Origin of the sequence: Marinobacter sp. (assembly GCF_035268745.1) — a bacterium.
In the GTDB taxonomy this organism is placed as follows: Bacteria; Pseudomonadota; Gammaproteobacteria; order Pseudomonadales; family Oleiphilaceae; genus Marinobacter.
The window spans coordinates 48,741-74,720 of sequence record NZ_DATFKH010000031.1 but is presented as its reverse complement, the minus strand read 5'-3'; the positions used below and the strand labels follow the sequence as shown (position 1 = coordinate 74,720).

At 58.0% G+C, this 25,980-nt stretch carries 26 protein-coding genes; 8 read left to right on the top strand and 18 right to left on the bottom strand.

Annotated features, from left to right (window positions below; all coding sequences use genetic code 11):
• Positions 1-72: 72 nt before the first annotated feature.
• A complete protein-coding gene (locus VJ956_RS02290) occupies positions 73-1,335 on the top strand; it encodes a 6-phosphofructokinase (RefSeq protein ID WP_324081174.1) in 1,263 nt (420 codons plus the stop codon).
• Positions 1,336-1,414: 79 nt separating this feature from the next.
• On the opposite strand, the gene VJ956_RS02285 is transcribed toward VJ956_RS02290, so the two are convergent.
• Complete coding sequence (locus tag VJ956_RS02285) at positions 1,415-1,666, bottom strand: GrxA family glutaredoxin (RefSeq protein ID WP_324081172.1); 252 nt, start codon at positions 1,664-1,666, stop codon at positions 1,415-1,417.
• A gap of 204 nt (positions 1,667-1,870) precedes the next feature.
• On the opposite strand from VJ956_RS02285, the gene VJ956_RS02280 reads away from it, so the two are divergent.
• Positions 1,871-2,311: a YqaA family protein gene (locus tag VJ956_RS02280; RefSeq protein WP_324081170.1), complete on the top strand. Its 441-nt coding sequence runs from the start codon at positions 1,871-1,873 to the stop codon at positions 2,309-2,311.
• Here VJ956_RS02280 and VJ956_RS02275 read toward each other — a convergent pair.
• The 12 genes from VJ956_RS02275 to VJ956_RS02220 all read right to left on the bottom strand — a co-directional run bounded on the left by VJ956_RS02275 (position 2,281) and on the right by VJ956_RS02220 (position 13,791).
• Positions 2,281-3,696, bottom strand: coding sequence for an AarF/ABC1/UbiB kinase family protein (locus VJ956_RS02275; protein WP_324081168.1), 1,416 nt, complete (start codon positions 3,694-3,696; stop codon positions 2,281-2,283). The two genes, VJ956_RS02280 and VJ956_RS02275, sit on opposite strands and share 31 nt — an antisense overlap.
• A 149-nt stretch (positions 3,697-3,845) precedes the next feature.
• Positions 3,846-4,484, bottom strand: coding sequence for a lipoyl(octanoyl) transferase LipB (lipB, locus tag VJ956_RS02270; RefSeq protein ID WP_324081166.1), 639 nt, complete (start codon positions 4,482-4,484; stop codon positions 3,846-3,848).
• 1 nt (position 4,485) lies between these two features.
• Positions 4,486-4,755, bottom strand: a complete 270-nt coding sequence (locus tag VJ956_RS02265; protein ID WP_324081165.1) for an HP0495 family protein — start codon at positions 4,753-4,755, stop codon at positions 4,486-4,488.
• A gap of 33 nt (positions 4,756-4,788) precedes the next feature.
• On the bottom strand, positions 4,789-5,928 hold the full coding sequence (locus tag VJ956_RS02260; protein WP_324081163.1) for a D-alanyl-D-alanine carboxypeptidase family protein: 1,140 nt from the start codon (positions 5,926-5,928) through the stop codon (positions 4,789-4,791).
• A 94-nt stretch (positions 5,929-6,022) separates the two neighbouring features.
• Complete coding sequence (locus VJ956_RS02255) at positions 6,023-6,853, bottom strand: septal ring lytic transglycosylase RlpA family protein (protein WP_414674363.1); 831 nt, start codon at positions 6,851-6,853, stop codon at positions 6,023-6,025.
• 55 nt (positions 6,854-6,908) lie between these two features.
• Entirely contained in the window at positions 6,909-7,922 is a 1,014-nt protein-coding gene (mltB, locus tag VJ956_RS02250; protein ID WP_324081161.1) for a lytic murein transglycosylase B, read from the bottom strand.
• 25 nt (positions 7,923-7,947) lie between these two features.
• Positions 7,948-9,093 (bottom strand): rod shape-determining protein RodA, encoded by a 1,146-nt coding sequence (rodA, locus tag VJ956_RS02245; protein ID WP_324081159.1) that lies wholly within the window; start codon positions 9,091-9,093, stop codon positions 7,948-7,950.
• The gene (mrdA, locus tag VJ956_RS02240) at positions 9,093-10,982 is read right to left on the bottom strand and encodes a penicillin-binding protein 2 (RefSeq protein WP_324081157.1); all 1,890 of its coding nucleotides are present in this window, start codon (positions 10,980-10,982) and stop codon (positions 9,093-9,095) included. Before mrdA ends, rodA begins: the two co-directional genes overlap by 1 nt.
• An 8-nt stretch (positions 10,983-10,990) precedes the next feature.
• On the bottom strand, positions 10,991-11,461 hold the full coding sequence (gene rlmH, locus VJ956_RS02235) for a 23S rRNA (pseudouridine(1915)-N(3))-methyltransferase RlmH (RefSeq protein ID WP_324081155.1): 471 nt from the start codon (positions 11,459-11,461) through the stop codon (positions 10,991-10,993).
• Positions 11,462-11,463: 2 nt separating this feature from the next.
• A complete protein-coding gene (rsfS, locus tag VJ956_RS02230; RefSeq protein WP_324081153.1) occupies positions 11,464-11,814 on the bottom strand; it encodes a ribosome silencing factor in 351 nt (116 codons plus the stop codon).
• A gap of 81 nt (positions 11,815-11,895) precedes the next feature.
• Positions 11,896-12,528 (bottom strand): nicotinate-nucleotide adenylyltransferase, encoded by a 633-nt coding sequence (nadD, locus tag VJ956_RS02225; RefSeq protein ID WP_324081151.1) that lies wholly within the window; start codon positions 12,526-12,528, stop codon positions 11,896-11,898.
• Positions 12,529-12,534: 6 nt separating this feature from the next.
• Complete coding sequence (locus tag VJ956_RS02220; RefSeq protein ID WP_324081147.1) at positions 12,535-13,791, bottom strand: glutamate-5-semialdehyde dehydrogenase; 1,257 nt, start codon at positions 13,789-13,791, stop codon at positions 12,535-12,537.
• A gap of 138 nt (positions 13,792-13,929) precedes the next feature.
• On the opposite strand from VJ956_RS02220, the gene VJ956_RS02215 reads away from it, so the two are divergent.
• Genes VJ956_RS02215 through VJ956_RS02205 form a run of 3 tightly spaced genes read left to right on the top strand, consistent with a single transcriptional unit; the run spans position 13,930 to position 17,443 of the window.
• A complete protein-coding gene (locus tag VJ956_RS02215) occupies positions 13,930-14,988 on the top strand; it encodes a GGDEF domain-containing protein (RefSeq protein ID WP_324081145.1) in 1,059 nt (352 codons plus the stop codon).
• Positions 14,985-15,998: a GGDEF domain-containing protein gene (locus tag VJ956_RS02210; protein WP_324081143.1), complete on the top strand. Its 1,014-nt coding sequence runs from the start codon at positions 14,985-14,987 to the stop codon at positions 15,996-15,998. The genes VJ956_RS02215 and VJ956_RS02210 overlap by 4 nt, the downstream gene beginning before the upstream one ends.
• Positions 15,995-17,443, top strand: a complete 1,449-nt coding sequence (locus VJ956_RS02205) for a bifunctional DedA family/phosphatase PAP2 family protein (protein WP_324081141.1) — start codon at positions 15,995-15,997, stop codon at positions 17,441-17,443. Before VJ956_RS02210 ends, VJ956_RS02205 begins: the two co-directional genes overlap by 4 nt.
• On the opposite strand, the gene VJ956_RS02200 is transcribed toward VJ956_RS02205, so the two are convergent.
• From VJ956_RS02200 to VJ956_RS02190, 3 genes are all read right to left on the bottom strand, one after another.
• On the bottom strand, positions 17,444-18,025 hold the full coding sequence (locus tag VJ956_RS02200) for an LON peptidase substrate-binding domain-containing protein (RefSeq protein ID WP_324081140.1): 582 nt from the start codon (positions 18,023-18,025) through the stop codon (positions 17,444-17,446).
• A gap of 55 nt (positions 18,026-18,080) precedes the next feature.
• Complete coding sequence (locus tag VJ956_RS02195; protein WP_324081138.1) at positions 18,081-19,337, bottom strand: HDOD domain-containing protein; 1,257 nt, start codon at positions 19,335-19,337, stop codon at positions 18,081-18,083.
• A 204-nt stretch (positions 19,338-19,541) separates the two neighbouring features.
• Complete coding sequence (locus VJ956_RS02190; RefSeq protein WP_324081136.1) at positions 19,542-20,657, bottom strand: AI-2E family transporter; 1,116 nt, start codon at positions 20,655-20,657, stop codon at positions 19,542-19,544.
• Between the two features lie 178 nt (positions 20,658-20,835).
• Here VJ956_RS02190 and VJ956_RS02185 point away from each other — a divergent pair, with 178 nt between their 5' ends.
• Together VJ956_RS02185 and VJ956_RS02180 are read left to right on the top strand one after the other, a co-directional pair.
• Entirely contained in the window at positions 20,836-21,180 is a 345-nt protein-coding gene (locus tag VJ956_RS02185) for a hypothetical protein (protein WP_324081134.1), read from the top strand.
• A 121-nt stretch (positions 21,181-21,301) separates the two neighbouring features.
• On the top strand, positions 21,302-22,201 hold the full coding sequence (locus tag VJ956_RS02180) for a haloalkane dehalogenase (protein WP_324081132.1): 900 nt from the start codon (positions 21,302-21,304) through the stop codon (positions 22,199-22,201).
• A 38-nt stretch (positions 22,202-22,239) separates the two neighbouring features.
• Here VJ956_RS02180 and VJ956_RS02175 read toward each other — a convergent pair whose 3' ends face one another.
• Complete coding sequence (locus VJ956_RS02175) at positions 22,240-23,028, bottom strand: thioesterase family protein (RefSeq protein ID WP_324081130.1); 789 nt, start codon at positions 23,026-23,028, stop codon at positions 22,240-22,242.
• 508 nt (positions 23,029-23,536) lie between these two features.
• Here VJ956_RS02175 and VJ956_RS02170 point away from each other — a divergent pair.
• A complete protein-coding gene (locus VJ956_RS02170) occupies positions 23,537-25,045 on the top strand; it encodes a DEAD/DEAH box helicase (protein WP_324081129.1) in 1,509 nt (502 codons plus the stop codon).
• Here the strand turns inward: VJ956_RS02170 and VJ956_RS02165 are convergent.
• Entirely contained in the window at positions 25,042-25,551 is a 510-nt protein-coding gene (locus VJ956_RS02165; protein ID WP_324081127.1) for a dihydrofolate reductase, read from the bottom strand. The two genes, VJ956_RS02170 and VJ956_RS02165, sit on opposite strands and share 4 nt — an antisense overlap.
• Positions 25,552-25,980 lie beyond the last annotated feature (429 nt).

The window sequence follows — 25,980 nt, the reverse complement described above, 5'->3', positions numbered from 1 at the left end:
GCTCATGAAAATAAATGATGATTGACGTATCATCGGCGCAATCCGATGAAACAGCAGGAGCTCATCCACGAAATGGCCATTCGCAACGCATTCTACGCTCAGTCAGGCGGGGTTACCGCCGTTATCAACGCCAGCGCCTGTGGCGTGATTCAGACCGCGCGCAAATACCCGGACCAGATTGGCAAAGTCTATGCGGGACGGAACGGCATCATTGGCGCCCTCAAGGAAGAGCTGATCGATACCAGCCTTGAGCATGATGACGACATCCAGGCACTGATCCATACGCCGGGCGGCGCCTTTGGCTCCTGCCGCCACAAGCTGAAAAACTTCTCGGAAAACCGGCGCGAATACGAGCGCCTGATCGAAGTGTTCCGCGCCCACGACATCGGCTATTTTTTCTACAACGGCGGCGGCGACTCCCAGGACACAGCATTCAAGGTATCGCAACTGGCCGAAAAAATGGGCTATCCGATTACCTGTATCGGTGTTCCCAAAACCGTCGACAATGACCTGCCCTTTACCGATTGCTGCCCGGGCTTTGGTTCAGTGGCAAAATACATTGCCACCTCCACCCTGGAAGCCAGCCTTGATATCCGCTCCATGTGTGACACTTCAACCAAAGTGTTCATTCTGGAAGTGATGGGGCGCCATGCCGGATGGATTGCTGCCTCCGGCGGCCTGGCCGGCCAGGCCGAGGGCGAACCGCCCCATATTATTCTGTTCCCGGAAGTGCCGTTCGAGCGCGACCGTTTCCTTGAACGGGTGGACTTCTGTGTGAAGGAATATGGTTACTGTGTTGTGGTTGCCTCCGAGGGCGCCCAGTACGAAGACGGCCGTTTCCTGGCAGACGCCGGAGCAAAGGATGCGTTTGGCCATACCCAGCTTGGCGGTGTAGCGCCAACGCTGGCCAACATGGTCAGACAGGCACTGGGACACAAATACCACTGGGCCGTGGCCGATTATCTTCAGCGCAGTGCCCGGCACATTGCCTCCGCAACCGATGTCGAGCAGGCTTACGCGGTTGGTAGAGTAGCCGTGGAAATCGCGCTGGCAGGAAAACAGGCGCTGATGCCCACCATCGTTCGTGAGCAATCGCGTCCTTATCGCTGGCACATCGGTGAAGCACCGCTGAGCGAAGTGGCCAATCAGGAAAAGAAAATGCCGATCCACTTCATTACGGACGATGGCTATGGCATCACCCAGGATTGCCGTGACTACCTGGAACCGTTGATTTATGGCGAGAACTTTCCACCCTTTGATAATGGTTTACCGCGGGTGGCAAAGCTGAAAAACCGGCTGGTTGAAAAGAAGCTGAAAGCAGACTTCCAGATTTAAGTCGCTTTAAACTGCTCCACCACACGATCGATGAAAGAGGAGGCATCGGGGGGAGCCCGGCCCTCCTCTGAGCGAGTACTCAACGGTTCCGGGTAGCGGCACGTTCAAGCATTTCAGAAAAGTGATCAAACCCGCCAACATGCTCCTCGCCCACGAAAATCTGCGGAACCGTGTGTACCGGCTTGCCAATCGTTTTGGACAGATCCGCTTTACTGATACCCTCTGTTTCAATATCGACATAGCGATAGGGCAGCTCATTCATCTCGCAGAGCTTCCGGGCGAGAGAGCAAAAACCACAGGAAGCACGGCCAAAAATCGTCACCTGTTCCATTCATAGGCTCCTGGTTCAGAAAATAAAGGACGGGGTAAAGCGCCTCAACGGCGACCATTATGAAGGCAGAGTCGCCGGGAAACAAAGTTGAAGGGTTGACTGGCATGTGCGGAACATCAGCCCGGCTGGCAGTCGGTAATGCCGCCACTCAGTTCAGGAGTTATCCAGAGGCTCCTTAAAACCGTATCTTTCCGGGGACATGCTTTGGCCTTTCTCACGCTTTTCTTCACCGCCCTGGCAGCCGCAACGCTATTACCGGCCTATTCTGAAATTCTGGTGGCAGGCATGGTTACCCAGGGCTATTCGCTGTGGTGGGTATGGTTCTCGGCAACCGCCGGCAACACGGTTGGGTCGGTGATTAACGGGGTTATCGGCAGGCAGGTGGATCGCTTCAAGCACAAGCGCTGGTTTCCGGTTTCGGAAGCCCAGCTGGAAAAGGCCCGTACCCGGTTTAACCGCTATGGGCAGTGGTCGCTGCTATTGGGGTGGCTGCCGATAGGTGGCGACCCGCTGACTCTCGTGGGTGGCATCATGCGGGTGCCCTGGCTGAATTTCGTGATACTGGTCGGTATTGGCAAGGGGGCACGCTATGCTGTGGTGATCTGGCTGACAATTCAGGCATCGGGCGCTACCGGTTCGCCATAGAGGTAGTGCTTCAGAAGTGGCTCGCCATTGAACTCGGCATTCAGCACAGCAATGAAAGTGTATACCCCGATCAGTTTGCGATTGAGGAATACAAACTCTTTCGGCGGTACCTTGAAGTATCGGTTGACCGCCGACTTTGCGGCCTTTCGGGCAACTCTGGACGGCAGATCGCTCTGCTTCCAGCGGTACTCACCCTTTTCATTCACGGCGTAATCAGGCCACTCATTCTGGTTTGGCGACAGGGGCTCGAGAACCGACATACAGACAGAGCCGAACTTTTCCAGCACCTCATCCGGCCAGTCACGGCTCATGAAATTAAGTTTGATACCACCCGCTATCACGCCCTTGAGGTCATCCTCGTAAGACGCCCGGATCATCTGGATGACCGGTTCCAGAAAGTCCGGCGAATAGGACTGCACGGCCCCGAAATCCAGCAGCACAATCTGATCATGGGCCTGGTCTGCAGCGTTCTCGCCGGCGATGCGGATCCGGTAGTTGCCAAAATTGGGATCAGTCTGGATTTCACCCCAGGTAAACAGTTCCCGGAAAAACAGCTCAAGCGCCGCTTTCCCCAGCTCGCTACGACGCTCCAGAGACAGTTCGCGCACGGCGGTAGAACTGACGGAATGCCCCTGTTCATAGGTCGAGGCAATCACATGGGCGGTACAGTATTCCTGCAGTACCCGCGGAACGACAAAGCGGGTGTCACTCTGCAGCATAAGCCGGAATTTTTCGGTGGTTTCCGCTTCCAGCCGGTAGTCCACTTCCCGGTGCATCATGGCCCTGACTTCTTCCAGCCATTCCCTGAATTCCGCACCATAGTAAACCACCCGGGCAATTTTCAGCAGGTGGGCAACCGAATTGAGGTCACTATCTACGGCCTGATCCACCCCCGGGTACTGAACTTTCAAAACCAGCTCAAGTCCGTCGGATTTGCGCCTGGCCCGGTGTACCTGGCCGAGGGAGGCAGATCCGATGGGTTCCGGATCCACTTCCAGCTCTGCCAGCCGGTCGGCGCCCAGTTCGGTCCTGAGCACTTTTTCAATCGCTGACCATTCCAGGGAAGTGGTCTTGTCCTCCAGGGTGTGCAACGCCTCGGTGACTTCGTCCGGCAGGAAATGCTCGCCGTAAAGCGCCATCACCTGGCCAATTTTTACTACGCTGCCTTTGAGCTGGCCCAGCTCTTCCACCAGAATCCTTGCCTGTCTGGACATCATCGCCCGATGCCTGGCCTCACGATTTTCCCTGCCACCCAACCAGTTGGTCGCCATATGGGCACCCATGCGGGTACCTGCGAACAGGCCCGCCCTGGTCAATGAAAGCCGGCGCTCGAAACTTCCTGTCTTGATACGCGCAACGGAGGTGCTTTTACTTTTGGATGCCATCTGAATCCTGCCGGGGCCTGACGAATTTCGGATTTACATCATGTTAGGGAATTATAAGGGTCAAGGGCAGCCTTTACCTTACCGCGTCGCCAGACCGGCGCCAGCCAGAGGCCCAGGGTAACGCTCCCCGGCCCTGCCCCGATAACACCCTACCAGCCACTGATTCTGGCGACTGCCTGCATTGCAAGCCGGTCAGCCAGGGCAACGCTCAACCGCTCGCTGACCACCTGGACATCGGCCTCTGTCGTAAAATCCCGGACCTGGCACATGGCCATTCCGGCGAAGCCGCAGGGATTGATGCGGGCAAAGGGTTCCATGTCCATGTCGACATTCAGTGCCAGACCGTGAAAAGAGCAGCCGCGCCTGATTCGCAGGCCCAGCGAGGCAATCTTGGCCTTGCCGACATACACCCCCGGTGCATCCGGTCTGGGCGCCGAATCGATGCCCATTTCGCCCAGACAATGCACAATGGCCTGCTCGATGGCATCCACCAGTGCGCGCACCCCCAGTTTACGACGGTTCAGGTCCAGCAGAAGGTACACCACCAGCTGGCCGGGACCGTGATAGGTCACCTGTCCGCCCCGGTCTACCTGAACCACCGGAATATCCCCGGGCGCCAGAATGTGTTCGGCCCTGCCGGCCTGACCCTGGGTGTAAACGCGGGGATGTTCAAGCAACCAGAGCTCATCCGTGGTTGCCGGACCACGTTCTGCAGTGAACGCCTTCATGGCTTCCCAGGTTTCCGGGTAAGGCTGCTCCCCCAGGGTACGAATAACCAGTTCTGTCATTCTAGAGCACCATATGAACGCGGCCGCTTGCTTTCAGTTCTTCAAATAATGCCTTCAACTGGGGTTCACCCGTGGCCCGGATGGTGATGTTGACGGAGGCAAAACGGCCCCCCCGGCTGTCCTTGACCGTTACATCATTTTCAGAAATCCCGGGGGCATGGCCTTCAACCACCGAGATTACAAATTCCGTGAAGTCCGGGGCTGCGTCCCCGATAACCTTGATCAGGTAATCGCAGGGAAACTCGATTTTTGGCGCTTTCTGATCACTCACTGGATCCGGCTCCCACCATGCTCATTGGCACTGTTATTCGAATAACTGAAAGAAAAAGAGTTTGATAGCGTCCCAGATACGTTTGAAGAATCCGCCCTCCGGCACATCGCTCAACGCGAGCACTGGCTGGTCAACCACGGTCTCACCTTCGAGCGTCACTTTTACCCGGCCAAGCTCGTCACCAACCGACACCGGCGCCTTGATAACAGTGTCCAGTTCGATCACCGATTCCAGGGAATCCCGGGAACCCCGGGGTATGGTGACATAAACATCTTCCAGGGTACCAAGCGAGAGCTGATCGGTGGTACCGCTCCAGACCCTCGCCTGCATCAACTCCTGACCGGTGCTGAACAGGCGCTCGGTCTGATAGTAGCGAAAGCCATAGTTGAGCATCTTCTGGATTTCCTGGGCACGGACGGTAGTACTGCTGGCACCCATGACTGCGGCAATCAACCGGGTGTCGTTGCGCCGGGCGGAAGCCACAAGGCAATAGCCTGCTTCCTGGGTATGACCGGTCTTCAGGCCATCAACGCTGTCATCCCGCCACAACAGACTGTTACGGTTGGGCTGGCGGATATTATTGAAGGTGAAATGCTTTTCCGCATAGAGCGGGTAGTTTTCCGGGTAATCATTGATGATCGCCCGCGCCAGAATGGCAAGGTCTCTTGCGGTTGAAAACTGGTCCGGGGCTGGCAGTCCGGTCGCGGTCGCGAAATTGGTGTCATTCATACCCAGTATTTCAGCCTGCTGGTTCATGATATCCACGAACGCGTCCTCACTGCCGGCCACAAATTCCGCAAGAGCAACCGAGGCATCATTGCCGGACTGGATGATCACGCCCCGCAGCAGATCTTCCACGCTCACCTCGGTGCCTTCCTGGACAAAGGTACGAGAGCCCTCGGTGCGCCACGCCTTGACACTGATCGGCACCATGTCCGACATTGATATGCGTCCCTCGTCAAGTTCCCGCTCGACAATGTAGGCCGTCATCATCTTGGTCAGGCTTGCCGGTGGCAGGCGCTCGCGGCTGTTATCTTCCATGATGACCCGCCCCGAAGCCGGGTCCATAAGGATAAATGAGCTGGCGGCAATCTGGGGCGGCGAAGGAATGAGCACCGACTGGGCCGAGACCGTTCCTGCCGCGAACAGACCCAGCAGCAGCGAGGTGATCATCAGGCGAAACAATCCGGGACAGGATTTACAAAGCATTCTGGGAAACTGTTTATTAAGAGCCATGGGTCCGTTCGATATCAAGTGAGTGTCTGGTTCAGTGGGTGTCGGTCAGCAGAATGGATTCTGAAAATCCCCGGTCCTGCAAAAAGGTTTGGGCCGCGAGGGCTTCGTTTTCGTTGCTGAATGGTCCGACCTGTACCCGATGAAAGCGGCCGGTCGCGGTCACCACTTCTCTTACCCGCGTCGGGTTGGCGGCAATCCTCCGGGCGCGGTCAAGCAGTGTCTGCGCCGGGTCCCGCTGACTGAAAGAGCCGAGCTGAACAAACAGCGACCGGTTCCCCGGGCCAGCTTCAGCCGTATCAGGCCGCCCCCCGGAGTCATCGTAGGCACGGCCTGCCATTGTCATGGTCCCGTCGGGCCGGACATTGATCGTGGCCACCTCAACGTGGGCCGTGCCACTGCCCAGGAAGTCCAGTTTCCTGGCAGCGGCATAGGACAGATCGATCAGGCGGTCACCGTGAAACGGGCCACGGTCATTGACCCGGACCACCACGGAACGGCCGTTATCGAGATTGGTAACCCGGGCATAGCTGGGAATCCGCAGGCTTTTATGGGCCGCCGACATGGCGTACATGTTGAAGATTTCACCGTTGGAGGTTTTGTGACCATGGAATTTTTCACCGTACCAGCTTGCCGTACCGCGCTGGACATAACGCTCATTGGACTCAAGTACCCGGTAGGATTTTCCCCAGACAGTGTAAGGCGACCTGTTGCCAGCCGCTGTCGGTGCTTCGTACCGGGGGATGACATCGGCCACCCCGGATACATCAAAATTGCCCCGGGGTGCCCGGTCCTGGGCGATGGTATACCGCGAAGAATGATCAGCAGGTACTGAACCGCACCCGGCCAGAGCCAGCACTGCCATGATCACCCCTAAAAAAGCCGCGTTATTCACAATGCCTGTATCCGTCTGTCTGCTGTCACACACCATCATCACCAGACTTGAGAGCCTCTGCAAGCTGATATACGGCCATCGCGTACAAGTGGCTGTGATTGTAACGGGTTATCACGTAAAAGTTGCGGTATGTGAGCCAAAGTTCATGTTCATTTTCATCTTCAGCCTGCAGTCGCAGTGCTCTCGCCGGCAGGTCCGGGCTTAACGATTCTGGCACAGGCAACCCCGCTTGCCGGAAGTCCGCAACCTGCAGGCTCGGCTTCAGGCCCCTGGTCAGCAGCCGTGAACCGGCCACAAGGTCCGCGTCCAGCGGGTCGGCTACCGGCTCTCCCGGCTGCCAGCGATGCGCGCTGAAATAGTTCGCTACGCTGCCAATGGCGTCGACCGGATTAGCAAGAATATCCGCCAGGCCGTCGCCGTCAAAGTCCACGGCATAATGGCGATAACTGCTGGAAATAAACTGACCGTAACCCATAGCCCCCGCATAGGAGCCTTTCAGGGCCAGCGGGTCCAGTCCCTGCTCCCTTGTCATCAGCAGGTACTGCTCAAGTTCGCTACGGAAAAACCGGCTCCTTGGCGGATAATCAAATGCCAGGGTTGCCAGTGCGTCCAGCACCCGATACTTGCCCATATAACGGCCATACCAGGTTTCCACACCAATAATGGCGGTTACAATTTCGGGCGGTACCCCGTAGTCCTGTTCCGCCCTGGCCAGCGCATCCGCATGCGCCGCCATGAATTCCTGCCCCTGGGCAATCCGTTCCGGGCGGATAAAAATTTTCCGGTAACTTTGCCAGTCCAGGGTTTTCTCGGCCGGACGGCTGATCGACTCAAGAATGGTTTCGTTCCTCCGGGCGTCGCCAAGCAGGCTCTCTACGCGACTGGCTTCAAACCCGAAATTCTCGACCATGGTGCGGATAAATGCCTGGCCCTGAGGCGTCTGCGGATACTGTCCCGCCGCGGCTGTAGCTGCCATGGGCAGACCACACAGCATCAGAACCAGGGCCTTTAACAGGTGTACCACCGGTAGGGATCTCACACATGCTCCTGACAACAAAGCGGATTCACGCACTGATCATTCGCCTGTGAGTATGAATCGACATCAGTACCCCAAAGGCGGCCATCAGAGTGACACTTGATGTGCCGCCATAGCTGATCAGCGGTAGTGGAACACCCACCACCGGCAGCAGGCCGCTGACCATACCCACATTGACAAAAATGTAGACAAAGAAGGTCATGGTAAGCGACCCCGCCAGTAACCGGCTGAATGAATCCTGTGCCAGGGCGGCGATGTAAAGACAACGAAGAACAATCAGCAGATAAAGCAGCAGCAGGCAGACCATACCAACGAAACCGAATTCTTCTGCCAGCACCGCAACAATGAAATCGGTATGGCTTTCCGGCAAGAACTCAAGATGGGACTGGGTGCCCTGCAGCCAGCCCTTGCCATCGATGCCGCCGGAACCGATGGCTGTTTTGGACTGGATAATGTTCCACCCGGCACCCAGCGGATCACTCTGCGGATCCAGCAGCGTCAGCACCCGTTGCTTCTGGTAGTCGCGCATAACGAAAAACCACATCAGCGGCGCTGATACGGACACCATGGCGAAGAAGCCGCTGATCACCTTCCAGCTCATGCCGGCAAAAAATATCACAAAAATACCGGCCGCGCCGACCAGCAGCGAGGTGCCCAGATCCGGCTGCAGAATGATCATGGCCATGGGCAGGACGACAATCAGCAACGATACCCCCACGTACCTGAGCCGGGGCGGCAGAAACTGGCGCGACAGATACCAGGCTGCCATCATCGGCACCACCAGTTTCATCAGTTCCGAAGGCTGGAATCGCGGCAATCCGGGCAGCTCAAGCCAGCGCTGGGCGCCCTTGGCGCCGATACCGAACAGCAGCACAGCGGCGAGGCCCAGAATACCGGCCAGGTATAACCAGGGAGCCCAGCGCCGGAACACCGCAGGGTCAAGCTGGGCAAAAACCAGCATCACCACCAGTGCAATCCCCATCCTGACGCCCTGGGCCTTTACCATCGCCATGTTCTGGTCCGCACCGCTGAACAGCACCACCAGACCCGCAGCGACCAGAACGAGCAATAACAGCAGCAGAACCGGATCAACATGCACCATTGACCAGAAACGCCTGCCGGGGCCGAAGAGTGAAGGATTTTCGGACCGGTCAAAAAGCTCGCTCGACGCCATCAGTCTGCTGCTCCGGCCCGGGCCGCAATCACGGAGTCCCCATCGGCGGCATAATCCAGTAACCAGGCATCAAACAGGGCCCTGGCTACCGGAGCGGCCGTGCCACTGCCGCTGCCACCGTTCTCGACAATCACGGCAACCGCGATCTGCGGATTATCAACAGGTGCGAAACCCACAAACAGCGCGTGATCACGCAACCGCTCACGAACTTCCTCCTCGTCGTATTCTTCGTCCTCGGCCAGGCTGAATACCTGAGCTGTCCCGGTCTTGCCCGCCATGCGATAAGGCGCCCCACGGCCAGCGCTTCTGGCTGTGCCTTTGGCACCATGCATCACGTCAGCCATGGACTCGACCACAAATTCCCAGGTATCCGGGTTTTCCAGAGTAATGGACTGATGTGTCGCCTCAGGCAATACATCTCCCACAGAGCGGTCGCCACTGACCCCCTTGAGAAGACGTGGCTCGGCCCAGGAGCCGCGGTTGGCAAGGACCGAAGTGGCCGTTGCCAGCTGCAGTGGCGTCGCCAGCATATAGCCCTGACCGATCCCCAGGTTCACCGAATCGCCGGGATACCAGGGCTCGTTGTGAACTGCCCGTTTCCAGTCCCGGGAAGGCAGCAGGCCGCTCAGAGCGCCGGACACATCCAGGGTGGCGTCTTCGCCGAAACCAAACCGGGACAGGTAGTGATGAATGGTGTCCACTCCCATGTCGATCGCCATCTCGTAAAAATAGATGTCGCAGGACTGAGCCACTGCGTCGTTGAGATTGACCCAGCCGTGGCCACTGCGTTTCCAGTCCCGCCAGCGTCGGCCATTATTCTTGAGCTGAAAAAAGCCCGGGTCCCAGATGGTTTTGTCCCGGGTTGTGGCCCCGCTGTCCAGACCGGCTACCGCCAACATGGGTTTCAGGGTCGAACCCGGCGGATACTGTCCCCGCAGGGCGCGGTTAAAAAGTGGTTTGTCCGGGCTGTCCCTCAACTCGCGGTATGCTTCCACGCCGATACCGGTGACAAACTGGTTGGCATCAAACCCCGGCACACTGGCAAGCGCCAGCAGACCGCCGGTAACCGGTTCGATGGCGACAATCGTGCCACGCCGGCCGTCGAGTAACTCGTGGGCAAGCTGCTGCATTCGCAGATCCAGGTGCAGTTCGATATCCTCCCCGGGCACCGGATTCTGACGTTCAAGCACCCTCAGGGTTCGACCACGGGCATTGGTTTCAACATGCTGATACCCCACCTGACCATGAAGCAGGTTCTCGTAGAAACGTTCAACGCCGGATTTGCCGATATAGTTGGTCCCGGCATAATTGACCGGATCGATGCGCTGCAGCTCCTCCCGGTTTATCCGCCCGACATACCCCAGGGCATGGGCAGTCAGTTCGCTGTAGGGATAGTAACGAACCAGTTCCGCCGCCACTTCGATACCGGGCAGCTCGTGGCGGTGGACCGCAAGACGGGCGATCTCCTGCTCATTCAGATCGTAGCGAAGGGGTAAAGCCTGAAAGGGTCGGCGGCGCTCTTTAAGGCGGCGCTGGAACCGCTCCATGTCTTCATCAGACACTTCCAGCAGGCCCTCAAGCTTGGCCAGCACCTGCTCCATGTCGCCTGCCCGTTCGGGAACGAGGGTAACACTGAACACCGGCCGGTTTTCCGCCAGCAGCACGCCATTGCGATCGTATATCAGCCCCCTGGGCGGGGCGACCGACTGGACCTGGACCCGGTTCTTGTCGGACAGGGTGGTGTAGATTTCATGCTCCACCACCTGTAACTGGTACATTCGCGCGACCAGGATACCCAGCAACACCACCACCATTACAAGCATGACCATCGCCCGTCGCTGAAACAGCCGACGCTCGGCCACGGTGTCCTTGAACTCTCCCCAGGGCATAATGTTTCCTAGGCCCGGTGATACGGGTGGTTACGGGTGACCGTCCAGGCCCGATAAAGCTGTTCGGCAAGGAGGATACGGACAAGGGGATGAGGCAAGGTGAGGTCGGACAATGACCAGAGCTGGTCCGCTCTTTGCCGGCAGGCCTGGTCCAGCCCATCGGGCCCACCAACCAGAAAACAGACGTCCTGACCGTCCTGCTGCCAGGTCTCAAGCTGACTGGCCAGTTTTTCAGTGGACCAGCTCCGGCCACCGACCTCCAGAGCCAAAACCCGGTCTCTGTCGCCCAGCGCGGTAAGAATGGCCTCGCCTTCCCGTTTCATCAAGCGGTCAATATCCGGATTTTTACCACGGTGAGCCATGGCTATTTCAGTCAGTTCAATCGGGAGCTCGGGCGGCATCCTGCGGACATAGTCGTTAAAACCCCGGCTGACCCAGTCAGGCATTTTCTGCCCGACGCAGATCAGTTTCAGACGCATGCCTATTCGCTCCCTGCCGCCCCAAGGCTGGGGGCATCGCGCCAGAGCCGTTCAAGGTCATAAAACTCGCGGGTGGCAGGCATCATCAGGTGCACCACGACATCACCAAGATCAACAAGGATCCAGTCACTTGCACCTGACCCCTCGATATTGCCAGCCCGCACACCCTGCTCTTTTGCTTCCGCGGCAACCGAGTCTGCCAGTGACTTTACGTGGCGATTGGAGGTTCCCGAAGCCAGTACCATGTAATCAGTCACACTGGTCCGGTCTCTGACGTCGATCACGCTTACGTCCTGCGCCTTGATATTTTCAAGCGCATTCACTACCAGTTCTCGCAATTGCTCTGCCTGCATAGTCACCCTGTAAAATATGAAGCGGCCAATCGGCCCGGTCTGCCCATATGAAATATTATATCACTAAAAGTTCCTGTCACGTCACGCACCATACAGTCCGAGCTGGCAGATTCTGTGCCAGACCGGATCCGGCAGCAGGTAACGGGGCGAGCGTCCATCCGCGATTCGCTCCCGCAGACCGCTGGCGGAGATATCCATCAGCGGCGGCTCGAGCACAATCACCCGGCCAGCGGGGCTGGCATGCAACTCATCGACGGAGCTGGCGGCCCGGGCGGCGAGCAGCTCTGCCGGAGCGCTTTCGGGAGGAATGCTGGAACCCGGACGAACCACTACAATAATATGGGCCAGTTCAGGTATGCGCTCCCACTCCCGCCAGCGGTCGAAACCGGCAAAGGAATCGGTACCCACGACCATGACCAGCGGTTCGTCGGGCCCGATCTCCTGGCGGATCTGGCGCAGGGTGTCTGCAGTATAGGAGGCGCCCTGGCGATTCAGTTCCCGGTCATCTACTGCCAACCCCGGCTCATCCTCGATCGCGAGACGCAAGAGCTCAAGCCGCCGGTCGCTGGACGCCCCCGGTGATTCACGATGCGGCGGTATATGGCTGGGCACCAGCGCGATCTCGGCAATCGCAAGATGCTCGCGAAGTTCCACTGCCAGACGCAGGTGGCCGTGGTGAACCGGGTCGAAGGTGCCGCCATAGATCAGTTTCATAAAGGCTCAGGACCGCACCTGGCCGTCCCCGAACACCACGTATTTCTGTGAGGTCAGTCCCTCCAGCCCGACCGGACCGCGGGCATGAATCTTGTCCGTGGAGATGCCGATTTCGGCACCCAGACCATATTCGAACCCATCCGCAAAACGGGTTGATGCATTGACCATAACCGAACTGGAATCCACTTCGGTCAGGAAACGGCGGGCCCGGGTATAATTTTCAGTAACAATGCAGTCGGTGTGTCGGGAGCTGTATTGATTGATGTGGGCAATGGCCCCGGCGACGCCATCGACCACCCTGACCGCAAGTATCGGCGCAAGGTACTCGGCATACCAGTCAGCTTCCGTTGCTTCGACGGTCGCTGGCAGAATCGCCCGCGTGCGGGAACACCCTCTCAACTCGACGCTCTTGCGCTGGAAAGCCTCCGCCAGCAGTGGCAGCAGATCCGCCGCAACCTCTTCATCCACCAGCAGCGTCTCCATGGTATTGCAGGTACCGTAGCGCTGGGTTTTCGAATTTATGGCAATGTTCAGCGCTTTTTCAGGATCGGCATGGCTATCAACATAGACATGACATACACCGTCCAGGTGCTTGATAACCGGCACCCGGGCATCCCGGCTGATGCGTTCGATCAGCCCCTTGCCACCGCGGGGAACAATGACGTCGACATACTGGGGCATGGTGATCAACTCGCCAACGGCCGCCCGATCAGTGGTCCTGATGACCTGGACAGCCGCCTCGGGCAGGCCTGCCTCGGTCAGGCCACGGCCAAGGCAGGCGGCAATGGCCCGATTGGATTCGATCGCTTCCGAGCCACCACGCAGAATGGTTGCATTCCCCGACTTGAGGCAAAGACTGGCTGCCTCGACCGTCACATTGGGGCGGGATTCATAGATAATGCCGATAACGCCGAGAGGCACCCTCATGCGACCCACCTGGATTCCCGAGGGCCGATAGGTCATTCCAGTAATTTCGCCAATGGGGTCCGGCAGTGATGCCACCTGCCGCAGCCCCTCAATCATGCTGTCAATACGAGCCGGCGTGAGCTCCAGCCGGTCCAGCATTGCCGGCTCAAGACCATTGTCGATGCCCCGCTCAAGATCAATGCCGTTGGCCCTGGCCATTTCATCACGGGCAGCTTCCAGCGCTTCAGCCGTCGCCAGCAGGGCCCGATTGCGGGTTGCTGTGGTTGAGCGCGCAACCTCCGCCGCCGCCCGGCGTGCCTGCTGGCCAACCTCTGCCATATAAGCTGCAGTATCCATCAAAATCACCTTCCGTTTTCCCAATCAATTCTGAAATCGGCTCCTGGAGACGCCTTTGCCGTTTCAAGTACTCGCCTCAACGATTATTATACCCGCCTGGCATCGCCAAAACGCATGCTTGTAACATGCACCTGCATTATGCTGTCAAACAAGGACGCCCGGGAGAGGACGGACACCATGGCCCAGATGGCCGAAAATTTCCTGCTTGGCCGATTAGCGCGAACAGGACTCATTTTACTGGCAGCCACGGCGCTCTTCGCCATGCTCCAGGGCGACCGCCTGACGGTGATAGCCGCCCTGCTTGCGGTAGCCGTGGTGCTGACCAGCAGCGCCGTCAGCGCCAGATGGTCAAGGGCTCCCTGGCCGACTGTTCAGAAAATCGCGTTTGGCTTACTTACCGCCGCGCTGATTGCCAGTCTCTGGCTCGGGCCCTGGGGCCTTGTACACTGGTTCTACGTTATCCCCCTGATATCCTTCGCGTTGCTCCCGCTGACCTGGGCTGCTGCGCTGAGCGTAGCCTGCGTGATCCTCGCCATGCTGGCGATTTCCTCGCTGACCGGCATGCCGGAGCGACACCAGATGATCAGCGCCTTCCTGATGACGACTGTCCTGTCCTTCCTGCTGGTATTCCTGCGGGAGTACAAAACCCGTCAACTTGCCCCGCTGCGCCGGACTGATGAACTTACCCAGGCCGCCAGCCGGGAATATCTGACCGCCGACCTGCACAAGGAAATCCAGCGCAGTGAGCGCGAGGGTACCGACATGTCTGTCATCATGATCGGCCTTGATACCCACCTGAGCGACAGTGACCCGGACGCCGACATTCGCTCCATTCTGCCACGTATCGGGCGCTACCTGCACTCTCAACTCAGGGATTTTGATACCTATTACCGGGTGGCGGACCTGCAGTTTCTGATTATTCTGCCTGGCATCCCCACGGCCGACGCCGCCAGCCTGGCCGAAACCGTTCGCCGGGGGCTGAAAGCCCTGCTTGGTTCGCACCAGTTAGACCTGACTGTCAGTGCCGGGATTGCCGGGCTTAATATTGGCGACGACGCGGCCAGTCTGCAAAGCTCTGTCGCCAACGCTTTAAGGCGTGCGCAACAGCAGGGGGGTGACCGCTCCCAGGCCTACAGTGCCTGGAATCAGACTCGCAGCGCCGATACCGGCCAGCCCCCGGGAGGCAAGCCGTTTTGACCGAAACACGGCTGAGAACTCACACCCATCTGGCAGGTTACACCCTGGCGACCCTCTTTATTGCCAGCCTGGCGATTCAGAATTTGCGCTACGGGTTTTATGATCTGTTTTTCCTGGCCTCGGTCATGACGCTACTGACCCTGGGCGGAGCTGGCTATACTTTTGTTTGCAGACGCCACCAGCTCTCTGCCAAAGGCCACCTGCTCATCCTGGCCGGCCTGAACGGCAGCCTCATTGCTGCGATGTTTGCCCTCTCACCCCCCGGCATCAGTCACTGGGTCATGCCAATGGTGGTATTCAACCTGCTGATTCTGCCCCTGCGCCAGGGCCTGATTCTGTCGCTGGCACTTCTGCTTGCGCTGGGCGGATTGCTGCTGGCAACCGATGATCTTACCCGGACCATAACGGTCACTACCGGGGTCTTTGCACTCACCAGCGTGGCCGCACTTTACATCTGGCACTATGGGCACATGGCCCAGTCGGCCGAAGACCTTGCCATCACGGATCCTGTCACCGGCGCTCACAATGCCCGATTTCTGGACGAGACCCTGCAGAAGGAAATCAGCCGGTCCATTGCCATGAACCACTGCCTGTCAGTTCTTACCCTGGCCGTTGATTATGCTGATGAAATGGAAGATCTCCATGGCAAGGACGGCATCCAGATGCTGTTGAAAGAGCTTACTCAGCACCTTTTTGGCGTCATAAGAGCTGGCGATACCCTCTATACCCTTGAAAATGGAGAATTTTATCTGATTCTGCCATTCACGTCCGAAGAGGGCGTCCGGGTTATAGCTGAGCGCGTCAGACGAACCATTGCCGAAGCAAGCTGGCCGGTGGTTGGCAAGGTCACGGTCAGCATAGGCTGTACCACTCGCGCCAGCGAAGACAGGCGCACGCCGGACCTTCACCGCCGGGTTCGCGCTGCACTCCATGAAGCCCGGAAACGTGGAGCCGACTCAGCCTGGTACAGCAAGGGTGAAAACAGCGAAGGAGGTGAAGCCGGATCATGAGCGTCGGCGATTATCAGGCGCTGACAGACTGGCTTGGCCTTAACCCGCAGTGGCTGGCGTTCAGCCTTTTTATCACGGCGTTTCTTGAATCCCTGGCGCTGGCCGGGATTGTCATTCCCGGCGTTGCCATCCTGTTTGCCATTGCTGCCCTTGCCGGGCAGGCCGGCATTCCCCTGACCGAAGCGCTGATATGGGCCGGAGCCGGCGCCATTTCCGGGGACGGACTCAGTTTTGCCCTCGGGCGTCTGTTCCACGGACGCCTCCACCGGCTCTGGCCCTTGAGCCGATACCCCGGCGTGATTATCAAGGGCGAGCAATTCTTCCGGCGCCACGGCGGCAAAAGCGTGATCGTGGGTCGGTTTGTCGGCCCTATAAGGCCGATCATACCGCTGGTGGCCGGCGCCCTGCTGATGCCCTGGCGCCGCTTCCTGGTCTTCAATCTTTCGTCTGCTGTCGGATGGGCACCCGTGTACGTGTTGCCCGGCTATCTGGTAGGCAGCGCCATCGCCAGCGACATCCAGCCGCCCCCGCACTTCTATCCGGTGATGGCGATCAGCGCGCTGATCCTGACCGCTGTCTACCTGGTAATTTTTCGCTTTCAGCTTGGTCTGGGCCGGGGCAGCCGCATTTATGAATGGCTTGCCGGGCGCATGGAAAATTATCGGACAACACACCATGTCTGGCGCCTTTACTCCAGCCAGAGGCCGTCCCATGCCGGCGAGTTCCCGCTGCCTTCGCTGATGCTGGGGCTCGCCAGCCTGGCGCTGTTCGCGATTGTTTCCCAACTGGCGCTAACCACGGATTTGCTGACGCCCTTTGACCGCCTGGCCGTCGACTGGCTGGCCCAGCTTCGGCACCCGGTTCTGGACGGAGTTCTGGTCGCGATTACTCTGCTGGGTGACCCGCCCGTTCTGGCCTGCGCTGCGGCGCTTGCGGTTCTGGCACTGGTTTTTCGCGGGTTCTATGCAGCGGGGCTTCATGTCGCGGGTGCCACCCTGCTGGCAGTAGCGGTGGTATGGCTTTTCAAGGATGTCACCGCTGTCGCAAGACCGGAACTGGTCCTGCAACCGCCTTCGTCTGAAGCTTACCCCAGCGGGCACGCTACCGGGATAACCGTTTTATGTTCGTTGCTGGCCAGTTTTATTTCCCGGGAAAGCCGACCGGGGTACCGCTGGCATTTTTACCTGATATTCAGCCTGCCCCTGCTTCTGGTTGCTATCAGTCGGGTTTATCTCGGAGTTCACTGGTTTACGGACATAACGGCAGGAATTTTGCTGGGGCTGGCAATAACCGGACTGGTCAGAACCAGCTTCAGCCGTTTTGATAACGCTCCGGTCACGCTGGATGTCTCACTTGTCATGGCAGCCGTAACGTGGCTGGCATTCAGTGTCGGTTACGTTATCCATCAGTGGCCGCACGCCATGATCTGGTATGCGCCAACCTAGTCAGCCCCTTTCCTCCAGCGCCTCCAGCAGGTCGTTGAGGCGGTCCAGTCGGTCCAGCGGGTCCTGCAGTTCCACCAGGCGCTGCTTTTCCTGTTTATCAAGCGGGAGCAGTTCGGTAAGCCGCCAGCCCACATCACGGGCATCGGCATAATCCACTTCCATACCCAGATCCTGGATCACCGGATGACGGAAAAGTGCTCTGAGCACTGAGGGCAGTTCCGCATAATATTCCGGGATTCTCAGGGCACCCTCGGCAAGCAGACACTCGACGTCCCCGACGTTCAGGCCATCCTGCTGTTGCCAGGAGCGAACAACTGAAACTTTACTCTGGCCCTCTACCGTAATGCCGAGCAAACCATTGTCGAGCTGTTTGAAGTCAATGATGCGGACGTAGGTGCCAATATCGTAAAACGCCGCAACTTTACCGGTTTCCACGCCCTCGCGCAGAAGCACCACGACAAAGCCCCGATCGTCTTTCAGACACCGGGTCAACATGTCCAGATAACGGGGCTCAAAGAGCTGCAGGGGAATCCTGCCCCCGGGCAACACCACAGAGTTCAGCGGGAAAAGCGGTACATTCATGATCGGGCTTGTCATCGGGTATCAAATTGAGAAAGATCGGCCACCATGCACATCCTCAGTGAATTGACAGCAAACGGTGCACCTCGTCTACCCGGGCCCGTGCTTCCGTGAGCAACTGCAGACTTCTGGATGCATTGAGCTTGAGTTCACCCAGTTTGCGATAGGACGGAACCTGTTCAAACAGGGGCAGGTCCGCGCTCCTATTCGCCCCGATCATCGCGTGAAGCTGCGCCACAATGACCACATCCGCCAGCTGGGGGGAGGATTCAGGGCTATCCCAGGCCCAGTCTTCAGCGTGTCTTACTGCATCCAGAAACCGGGATGGGAATGCCCAGTTTTCAAGCACGGCGGCTCCCATATCACCACGCAATTCCTCAATGGCATGGTCAAGATTGGCCTGATTCGAAAACAGCTTTTCGTGATGTTCGGCCTGAACCAGAACCGGAACCACACCGATGTCGTGCAGCAAGCCAGCCAACAGAGCCTCTTCCGGGTCAAGAGAGGTAACACTGTCAGCCAGAACCCAACACAGTGCGGCCACCTCCCGTGAATGCTTCCACAAACGATCCATTTCTTTCTGGAGCGCGGGGCGGTTTGAGCGGAAAATTTCCCGCATGCAGAACACTGTAACCAGTTGCCGGGTGGTGCGCATGCCGAGCCGGATTACCGCTTCCCGCACATTGCGGACATCGGAAAATCCCCGATAAAGCGCACTGTTGCAGGCCCGGACCAGCTTTGCCGCCAACGCAGGGTCGGCCGCGACCGCACTGGCCACCTGTTCCGCCGCGGTATCCTCACGATCAACAAGCCGGCGCACTTTGCGGGCAACGTCAGGAACGCTGGGAAGCGCAAGCTGATTGGTGCGGAGCTCGGCATAGAACTCCATCAGCAACTGGTGCTCTTCGCTTTCTGGCTCGCCCGAGACCTCTCCGGACTGCATCTCGACCTGATGCACCGGCGCCGAACGCAGGAGCTGGGTCAACATGTCCTGCCGGATAACCAGGAATTCCGATGGTTTTACTGCAGTCACGGTATACATTCGCGGCTGAAGACGGGCGATGGGGTTCACCGCCTGGTCTGATCCCGCGTCAATCCGGAACTTGCGGCCATCACCGGATTCAAGCTCAACCTGACCTGAAACCAGGAAAAAGTCCATGCCGTCGCGGACACCGCGCTCAATGACACGCTGGCCCCGGCCATGAAGCCGCCGCTCAGCTCTGTTTGCCAACAGCACGAGTTGGTCATCCGATAACCGGCCAAGAGGTTGAAACTCTTTCAGGCGACGTAAAGACAGGCTTTCCTGGCCAACCATGACTCTCTCCAATGCAGTGAATTACGCAGCTTGCTGATCATTGTAAGCCGGGATTATCAAACCAACCATACAGAAATAATCTGATCCGGCTCACTATCATGGAGAAAGTGTAGTTAGCGCCCGGCTCTATTACGAACGGCGATGTCTGAAGCCGAACACGCCGCCGTCAGCTTCTTTAAGTTCTGGCTCTGGCTCTGGCACATCTCAGCCCGGGTCGGACCGCTCCGCCGGTGATGATTCTTTGACTGAATCGGGGGCCGCCGCCTCTGCGGTCTGCTGATCTTCGGCAAACTCCCTGATAAAGATGCCCCAGAAAGCCATAAAAAGTGCGGCTACCAATGGCCCCATCACGAAGCCGTTAATGCCGAACATAACGAGACCACCCAGCGTGGAGAGCAAAACGATGTAATCTGGCAATTTGGTATCGCGCCCCACCAGAATCGGACGCAACAGATTATCCGACAGGCCGATCACGATGGAACCAAACGCGGTCAGTATCGCGGCGGAAACAAACTCACCGGTTGCCGCCAGATAGACCGCCGCAGGAATCCACACCAGGGCAGCGCCTACAGCCGGCAACAGTGACACGATTGCCATGACCACACCCCAGAGCAGTGCCCCACTGATATTCAGAATCCAGAAAATGGAGCCCCCAAGTGCGCCCTGGATAACGGCGATCAGCAGGTTGCCCTTGACGGTCGCCCGCGTGACCTCGGCAAACTTGGCAAACAGCAAGCGCTCTCGTGCGTCCCCCAGAGGCAGGGCCCGGATCAACAGTTCAACCAGTGTACTGCCATCCCGCAACAGGAAAAAAGCAAGGTAAACCATCAGCGCCAGGCCCAGGAAAAACTGGAAGGTATTCTGACCAACGCCCAGAGCCTGCCGGGCAAGCAACTGACTGCCCCCGACAAATATACTCACCGCTCGGTCACGGACATCTCCGAAGTTGACGCCAAATTCTGCGAAAAAGGCTTCAATGGCGGGGAAAGAGTTCACAACCTGATCGATATATTCGCCCGGCCTGAGTTCGCCGCTCTGGATTTTCTGGTAAAGGGCCACGCCCTCTGCCACCAGAGAGAGGACCAGCGCGGTTACCGGAATAATAACGATAAACATGCACAGCATCAGGGTAAGTAATGCGATCAGGTTTGGCCGGTCACCCATGCGGCTGGTCAGTTTCTGTTGCACCGGATGGAAGATCAGAGCGATGGCAATTGCCCAGAAAATCGGGCCAAAAAACGGCTTCATCAACAGTATAAAAGCCACTGAAACGCCAACAAGCATGGCGAGGAAGGTCCGTGTCTGAAGCTTTTCGTACATATCAAGCGGTTCCGCAGCCCTGAATCATCGAAGTGGCGGAGACTAGTGTTCCGTCTGGTTCATTCGCAGTAGGCCAACGAATTAACCAGACGGGACACTAACACGCCCTCATGGCCAGTGTACCGGCTTTCAGGTTATAGTTTGAGGTTGTTGTTTATTTGTTGAACAGGTTCAAAGTTTGGCTAACGAAGCGTTTACCGTTGAAACTGCTCTTGAAGCAGCAACCGCCCTGCATCATGTGCTGGCTGCCCGGACCCATCGCCGCAAGGTGATGGGGCAGGAAGTTCTGATTCCCGGCCAACTGGGCGAAGCCTTGCACCTCCCGCAGATTATCCGTCACCTTCAGGCCAGACAGAACCGGCAACGTGAGCGCGGCCTGGAAAATTTCCAGGAGCTCTGGCAAACCCTCTCTCCCGCAACGCGCGACAAGGTTCTTGATCATATCGGCTGGTACGACCCCAAGGCCCTGGACTGGGAAGACAAGCGTTCCAATCGCCGCCCCGACCCTGACACCGACCGCTGATTCAATTGATCAACGGACTGTTACCGAAACCAAACACTAGAGATTTCAAACTGCTTTATGCTGGCTTTGAAGGTTAACGGGACGTTGACCACGCAACCAATCAGTCAGGACAGTCGATGGCATGCGTATTCTGAGAACCGATGAGGCCCGTTTCAGGGGCCTGGCGGACTACCCATTTACACCCAATTATGTTGAAGCCGGACCGGGTTTGAGAATGCACTACGCGGATGAAGGCCCTATCAGCGCAGAGCCCGTTGTCATGCTTCATGGCGAGCCATCCTGGTCGTATCTTTACCGCCATATGATTCCGCTTGTGGCATCGGCCGGGCATCGGGTGCTTGCGCCGGACCTGATCGGCTTTGGCAAGTCAGACAAACCCGCGGCCATCGAGGATTACAGCTATGACCGCCATATTACCTGGCTCTCCAACTGGCTCAGAACCCTGCAACTGAAAAACATTACCCTGGTGTGTCAGAACTGGGGCTCATTGCTGGGCCTGCGCCTTGCCGCCGAGCATCCGGATTTATTCCGGCGCATTATTGTGGGCAATGGCACCCTGCCCACCGGCGAGACCTCAGTGCCTGCAACATTCACGCTCTGGAAAGCCTTTGCTGGCCACAGCCCCTGGCTCCCGATCGGACGCCTGGTGCAGTTGGGCACAGAGCGCACACTCAGCAAGGCCGAGTTGGCCGCTTATGAAGCACCTTTTCCAAGCTCTGAACACAAGGCGGGAGTACGAGCATTCCCCAGGCTGGTGCCGATTTCCGAAGATCATCCGGCCAGCCACGCCAACAAGGCAGCCTGGCAGGTTCTGGAAAAATGGAAAAAACCGTTCATCACCTGCTTCAGCAGTGGCGACCCCATCACCCGTGGCGGCGATCGCCATATGCAGAGACGCATTCCGGGCGCCCACGGACAGCCCCACATAACACTTCAGGGCGGACATTTTCTGCAGGAGGACTCCCCCGAGGATTTCGCACGGATCATCATTGACGCCTGCAAGTCCGAGCTCGCAGCCTGATCAACCCTGCTGTCCAACCGATAACCCGACCCACTACCCTAGCCGAACACGGTGACGGTCTGGCGGCTGGTCGCCACCAGTTCGCCGCTCCGGGTCCAGATACCGGCCTGGGTGTGGCCATATCCGGCCCCTGCCTGATCAATAGTCGCGCGGTAAAGCAGCCATGCGCCGGGTTCAATCGTTGGGCGCGGGTGCATGATGTCCAGCGCCCAGCTCAGGGAACTCGCGGGCGCCGGTGATTTGAGGTGCGGCAGCAGCGCCGGGGGCCAGGCGTCAACCAGCGCCACTATGTGCGCGTCCGTCAGCACTTGTGGCGGCTCCCGGAACTGCATCCAGCCACCCATCTCACGGCCGCCCCTGCCACTGAACGGCATGTGACCAAAAGCCCAGCGCATCTCGATATGCCGGGTGAATTCGGGGGTCACACCCCTGATATATGGCAAAGGTCTGCAATCTTCCGGGGCAGCCGCCTCCGGCGCCGGCAGTTGCTCTACCCAGACCCCGGATTCGCGGCTACCGCCAAAACTGCCAAGCGCAACGAGCTGGGGCTGACCGTCCTGATCGATCCTGCCGGTTGCCTGGCTGACCGCTTTTCCTTCCCGGAGTATTCCGGCGCTGATAACGGCGGGCACTTCTGGCCTGACGGGGCCAACAAACGACACCTGCATCGATCGCATCGGCCTGCCCTCGGCAACCACCCTGGCCATACGGTTAAACACCAGTGCCGCCGTCAACCCGCCAAAAGTGGCGCGACCCTGGCCCCAACTCGCGGGAATAGTCACGCTGTCTGCAATTGCACTGTTATCCAGCAGTTCATCAAAGGTCATTCGCCGTCCTCATTAGCTTGCTACTCGAATGAGCGATGAGCTTGCCCAAACTTGGGCACCGGTGCAACTGTCTCAGGGCAGATACCAGGGTAGCTTGTTGTTCCGTATGACCCCGGTCTGGGACATGGCGACTATCAGGGCCTTTCTCACTGGTTTTTCCCTGTGGTTCGGAGTTGTTTTCTCAGCTCTCGAGTTTGGTGGCTGCAAAAGGGCGGGGATCGGTGTCCAAAAAACGCTACAAGCACATGGATGTGCTTGTAGCGTTTTTCGGGAAGCCCTTCCCATTGCCTTGCAGCCACCATTCTCTGAGCGCCGAGACTAGGATTCGAAGTTCTCAGGTTCATACTTAAAGATACTCGCAGGCCTGCACTGGTAGAGCTGGTGCTTTGGCATCTACCTACAGGATCTGTAGCGATTCGGATATAAAAGCAGCGACGGAACAGGTATACTGCCGCTCACTACACGCATTGCCCGACAATGCCCTACCCTCTGAATTCCGAGAACATGAATGTCTGATTTGACTTTTGCCGAACTCGGCCTCGATGCAGCAGTGCTTGAAGCCGTTGCGGTCGTCGGCTATGAAAAACCTTCCCCCATCCAGGCGCAGACCATCCCGGCGCTGATGGCTGGCAGAAATCTTCTGGGCGTGGCCCAGACCGGCACCGGTAAAACCGCCGCTTTTGCGCTGCCGCTGCTCAGCCGGATTGACGCAACGCTTGCCGAACCCCAGATTCTGGTGCTGGCGCCGACCCGGGAACTGGCCATCCAGGTTGCCGAAGCCTTCACCACCTACGCCAGCAAGTTCAACAATTTCCATGTACTGCCGATTTATGGTGGCCAGGATTTTCAGCCCCAGATCAAGGGCCTGAAGCGTGGAGCTCAGGTTATCGTAGGCACCCCGGGACGGATGCTGGATCACCTTCGCAAGGGCACTCTGAAGCTGGGGGCCCTGAAGGCACTGGTTCTGGACGAAGCCGATGAAATGCTTCGCATGGGCTTTATTGATGATGTCGAAGCGATCCTGGTCAAAACCCCACCGGACTGCCAGCGCGCGCTCTTCTCCGCGACCATGCCCGGGCAAATCAGGAAGGTTGCCCAGACCTACCTGAAAGATGCGGTAGAAGTAAAAATACAAAGCGAAACCCGCACGGTCGAAAGCATTTCGCAATATGTTCTGCCCGTTTATGCCGAACGCAAGCTGGATGCCCTTACCCGCATACTGGAAGTGGAAGCGATTGACGGGGCCATTATTTTTGTTCGCACCAAAGCCGAAACCATATTGCTGGCCGAGAAGCTGGCGGCCCGGGGTCATGCCGTGGCACCGCTGAATGGTGATCTGAACCAGCGTCAGCGCGAAATGACTGTGGAAGACCTCAAAAACGGCAAAAAGGATATTATCGTAGCCACGGATGTGGCAGCTCGCGGGCTTGACGTGCACCGGCTTTCTCACGTGATCAACTACGACGTGCCTTACGATACCGAAGCCTACATCCACCGTGTTGGCCGGACCGGCCGCGCCGGGCGGGAAGGCAAGGCCATTTTGCTGGTAACTCCCCGCGAGCGAAGCTGGCTACGCACTCTGGAGCGGGCCACCAACTCACCAATGAAGCCCTATGAGTTGCCGTCACCGGTTGAGCTCAAGAAACTGCGGGAGCAGCAGTTCGAGGCCCAACTGCTGGCATTTGCTGAGGACGGCAAGCTGGCCAAGGCCATGGGTCTGCTGGATGAAATTGCCGAGCGCAATGAAATGGATACTGCGATGGTCGCGGGAGCGCTGGCCTGCTGGATGGAAGCTGTCCAGCCCGGCACCCTGCCCCTGGAAAAACCGGAGGCGCTACCTGAAATCTCTGCCTCGGCGCCACCACGCCGGGACAACAAGGGTGGTCGCCCGGGCGGGCCTCGCAAGGGTAACTTCCGTAAAGGCCCTGGTGGCCCGGGTGGTTTCAAGGGCAAACCACCGGGTAAGGGCGGAAAAGGCGGCAAGCCATCTGGCAAGCGTCCTCCCCGCAGGGATTAAGGAGCCCGTTGATAGACGACAAAACTGTAGTCATAGGGATTGTTTTCGGACGCGGAGAAATCCTCCCGTCCGAGCTCTTCCCATTCTGACCAGTCTACTTCCGGAAAGAATGCATCACCCTCCACTTCTGCGTGAACCAGGGTGACATACATTCTGTCCACTATTGGCAAAGCTTCGGCATAGATTTGTCCGCCGCCAATAATCATCACTTCTTCACCGCCTTCGATTTCTGCCTGGGCTCCGGCTTTAACGAGTGCGTCGCCCAATGACTTTGCAGGCGTCGTTCCCGCGGGTGCTTGCCATTCAGGATCACGGGAGATCACCAAGTTCATCCGCCCCGGTAGCGGCCTGCCAATGGAATCCCAGGTTTTCCGCCCCATGATGATGGGTTTGCCCATGGTGGCCTGCTTGAAGTACTTCAGGTCTCCGGGCAGATACCAGGGCAGATTGTTGTTCCGGCCTATAACCCGGTTCTGGGACATGGCGACTATCAGGGCCTTTCTCACTGGTTTTTCCTTGTGGTTCGGAGTTGTTTTCTCAGCTCTCAAGCTTGGTGGCTGCAAAAGGGCGGGGATCGGTGTCCAAAAAACGCTGTAAATACGTCCCTGTACGCTTGGGCTCCGCCATCCCTGGCTCCGCACATTTTTGGACACCGATCCCCGCCCTTTCGCGGCTGACTTTGACGTTCGCTTATCCAAATACAGAGATAAAATGATTTACTGTCAAAGACCGAAGCGGAAATGGTCTCGTGCTGTATTAGTGAGAAACTCGATCTCCATAAGCTTGACCGCAGGTCAGTGGAAGGGGCTTTCCGAAAATGTGCGGAGCCAGGGATGGCGGAGCCCAAGCGCACAGGGATGTGCTTGTAGCGTTTTTCGGAAAGCCCCTTCCACTGGCCTGCAGCCTCCGAAACAAACGGACCGGAGCCCAAGCCC

Excerpts from the sequence above, each read along its gene's own strand:
- VJ956_RS02290 (WP_324081174.1), top strand. The coding sequence starts at position 73 with ATGGCCATTCGCAACGCATTCTACGCTCAGTCAGGCGGGGTTACCGCC.
- VJ956_RS02285 (WP_324081172.1), bottom strand. The coding sequence starts at position 1,666 with ATGGAACAGGTGACGATTTTTGGCCGTGCTTCCTGTGGTTTTTGCTCT.
- VJ956_RS02275 (WP_324081168.1), bottom strand. The coding sequence starts at position 3,696 with ATGGCATCCAAAAGTAAAAGCACCTCCGTTGCGCGTATCAAGACAGGA.
- lipB (WP_324081166.1), bottom strand. The coding sequence starts at position 4,484 with ATGACAGAACTGGTTATTCGTACCCTGGGGGAGCAGCCTTACCCGGAA.
- VJ956_RS02260 (WP_324081163.1), bottom strand. The coding sequence starts at position 5,928 with ATGATCACCTCGCTGCTGCTGGGTCTGTTCGCGGCAGGAACGGTCTCG.
- VJ956_RS02255 (WP_414674363.1), bottom strand. The coding sequence starts at position 6,853 with ATGGCAGTGCTGGCTCTGGCCGGGTGCGGTTCAGTACCTGCTGATCAT.
- rodA (WP_324081159.1), bottom strand. The coding sequence starts at position 9,093 with ATGGCGTCGAGCGAGCTTTTTGACCGGTCCGAAAATCCTTCACTCTTC.
- mrdA (WP_324081157.1), bottom strand. The coding sequence starts at position 10,982 with ATGCCCTGGGGAGAGTTCAAGGACACCGTGGCCGAGCGTCGGCTGTTT.
- rlmH (WP_324081155.1), bottom strand. The coding sequence starts at position 11,461 with ATGCGTCTGAAACTGATCTGCGTCGGGCAGAAAATGCCTGACTGGGTC.
- rsfS (WP_324081153.1), bottom strand. The coding sequence starts at position 11,814 with ATGCAGGCAGAGCAATTGCGAGAACTGGTAGTGAATGCGCTTGAAAAT.
- nadD (WP_324081151.1), bottom strand. The coding sequence starts at position 12,528 with ATGAAACTGATCTATGGCGGCACCTTCGACCCGGTTCACCACGGCCAC.
- VJ956_RS02220 (WP_324081147.1), bottom strand. The coding sequence starts at position 13,791 with ATGGATACTGCAGCTTATATGGCAGAGGTTGGCCAGCAGGCACGCCGG.
- VJ956_RS02215 (WP_324081145.1), top strand. The coding sequence starts at position 13,930 with ATGCTGTCAAACAAGGACGCCCGGGAGAGGACGGACACCATGGCCCAG.
- VJ956_RS02205 (WP_324081141.1), top strand. The coding sequence starts at position 15,995 with ATGAGCGTCGGCGATTATCAGGCGCTGACAGACTGGCTTGGCCTTAAC.
- VJ956_RS02200 (WP_324081140.1), bottom strand. The coding sequence starts at position 18,025 with ATGAATGTACCGCTTTTCCCGCTGAACTCTGTGGTGTTGCCCGGGGGC.
- VJ956_RS02195 (WP_324081138.1), bottom strand. The coding sequence starts at position 19,337 with ATGGTTGGCCAGGAAAGCCTGTCTTTACGTCGCCTGAAAGAGTTTCAA.
- VJ956_RS02190 (WP_324081136.1), bottom strand. The coding sequence starts at position 20,657 with ATGTACGAAAAGCTTCAGACACGGACCTTCCTCGCCATGCTTGTTGGC.
- VJ956_RS02180 (WP_324081132.1), top strand. The coding sequence starts at position 21,302 with ATGCGTATTCTGAGAACCGATGAGGCCCGTTTCAGGGGCCTGGCGGAC.
- VJ956_RS02175 (WP_324081130.1), bottom strand. The coding sequence starts at position 23,028 with ATGACCTTTGATGAACTGCTGGATAACAGTGCAATTGCAGACAGCGTG.
- VJ956_RS02170 (WP_324081129.1), top strand. The coding sequence starts at position 23,537 with ATGTCTGATTTGACTTTTGCCGAACTCGGCCTCGATGCAGCAGTGCTT.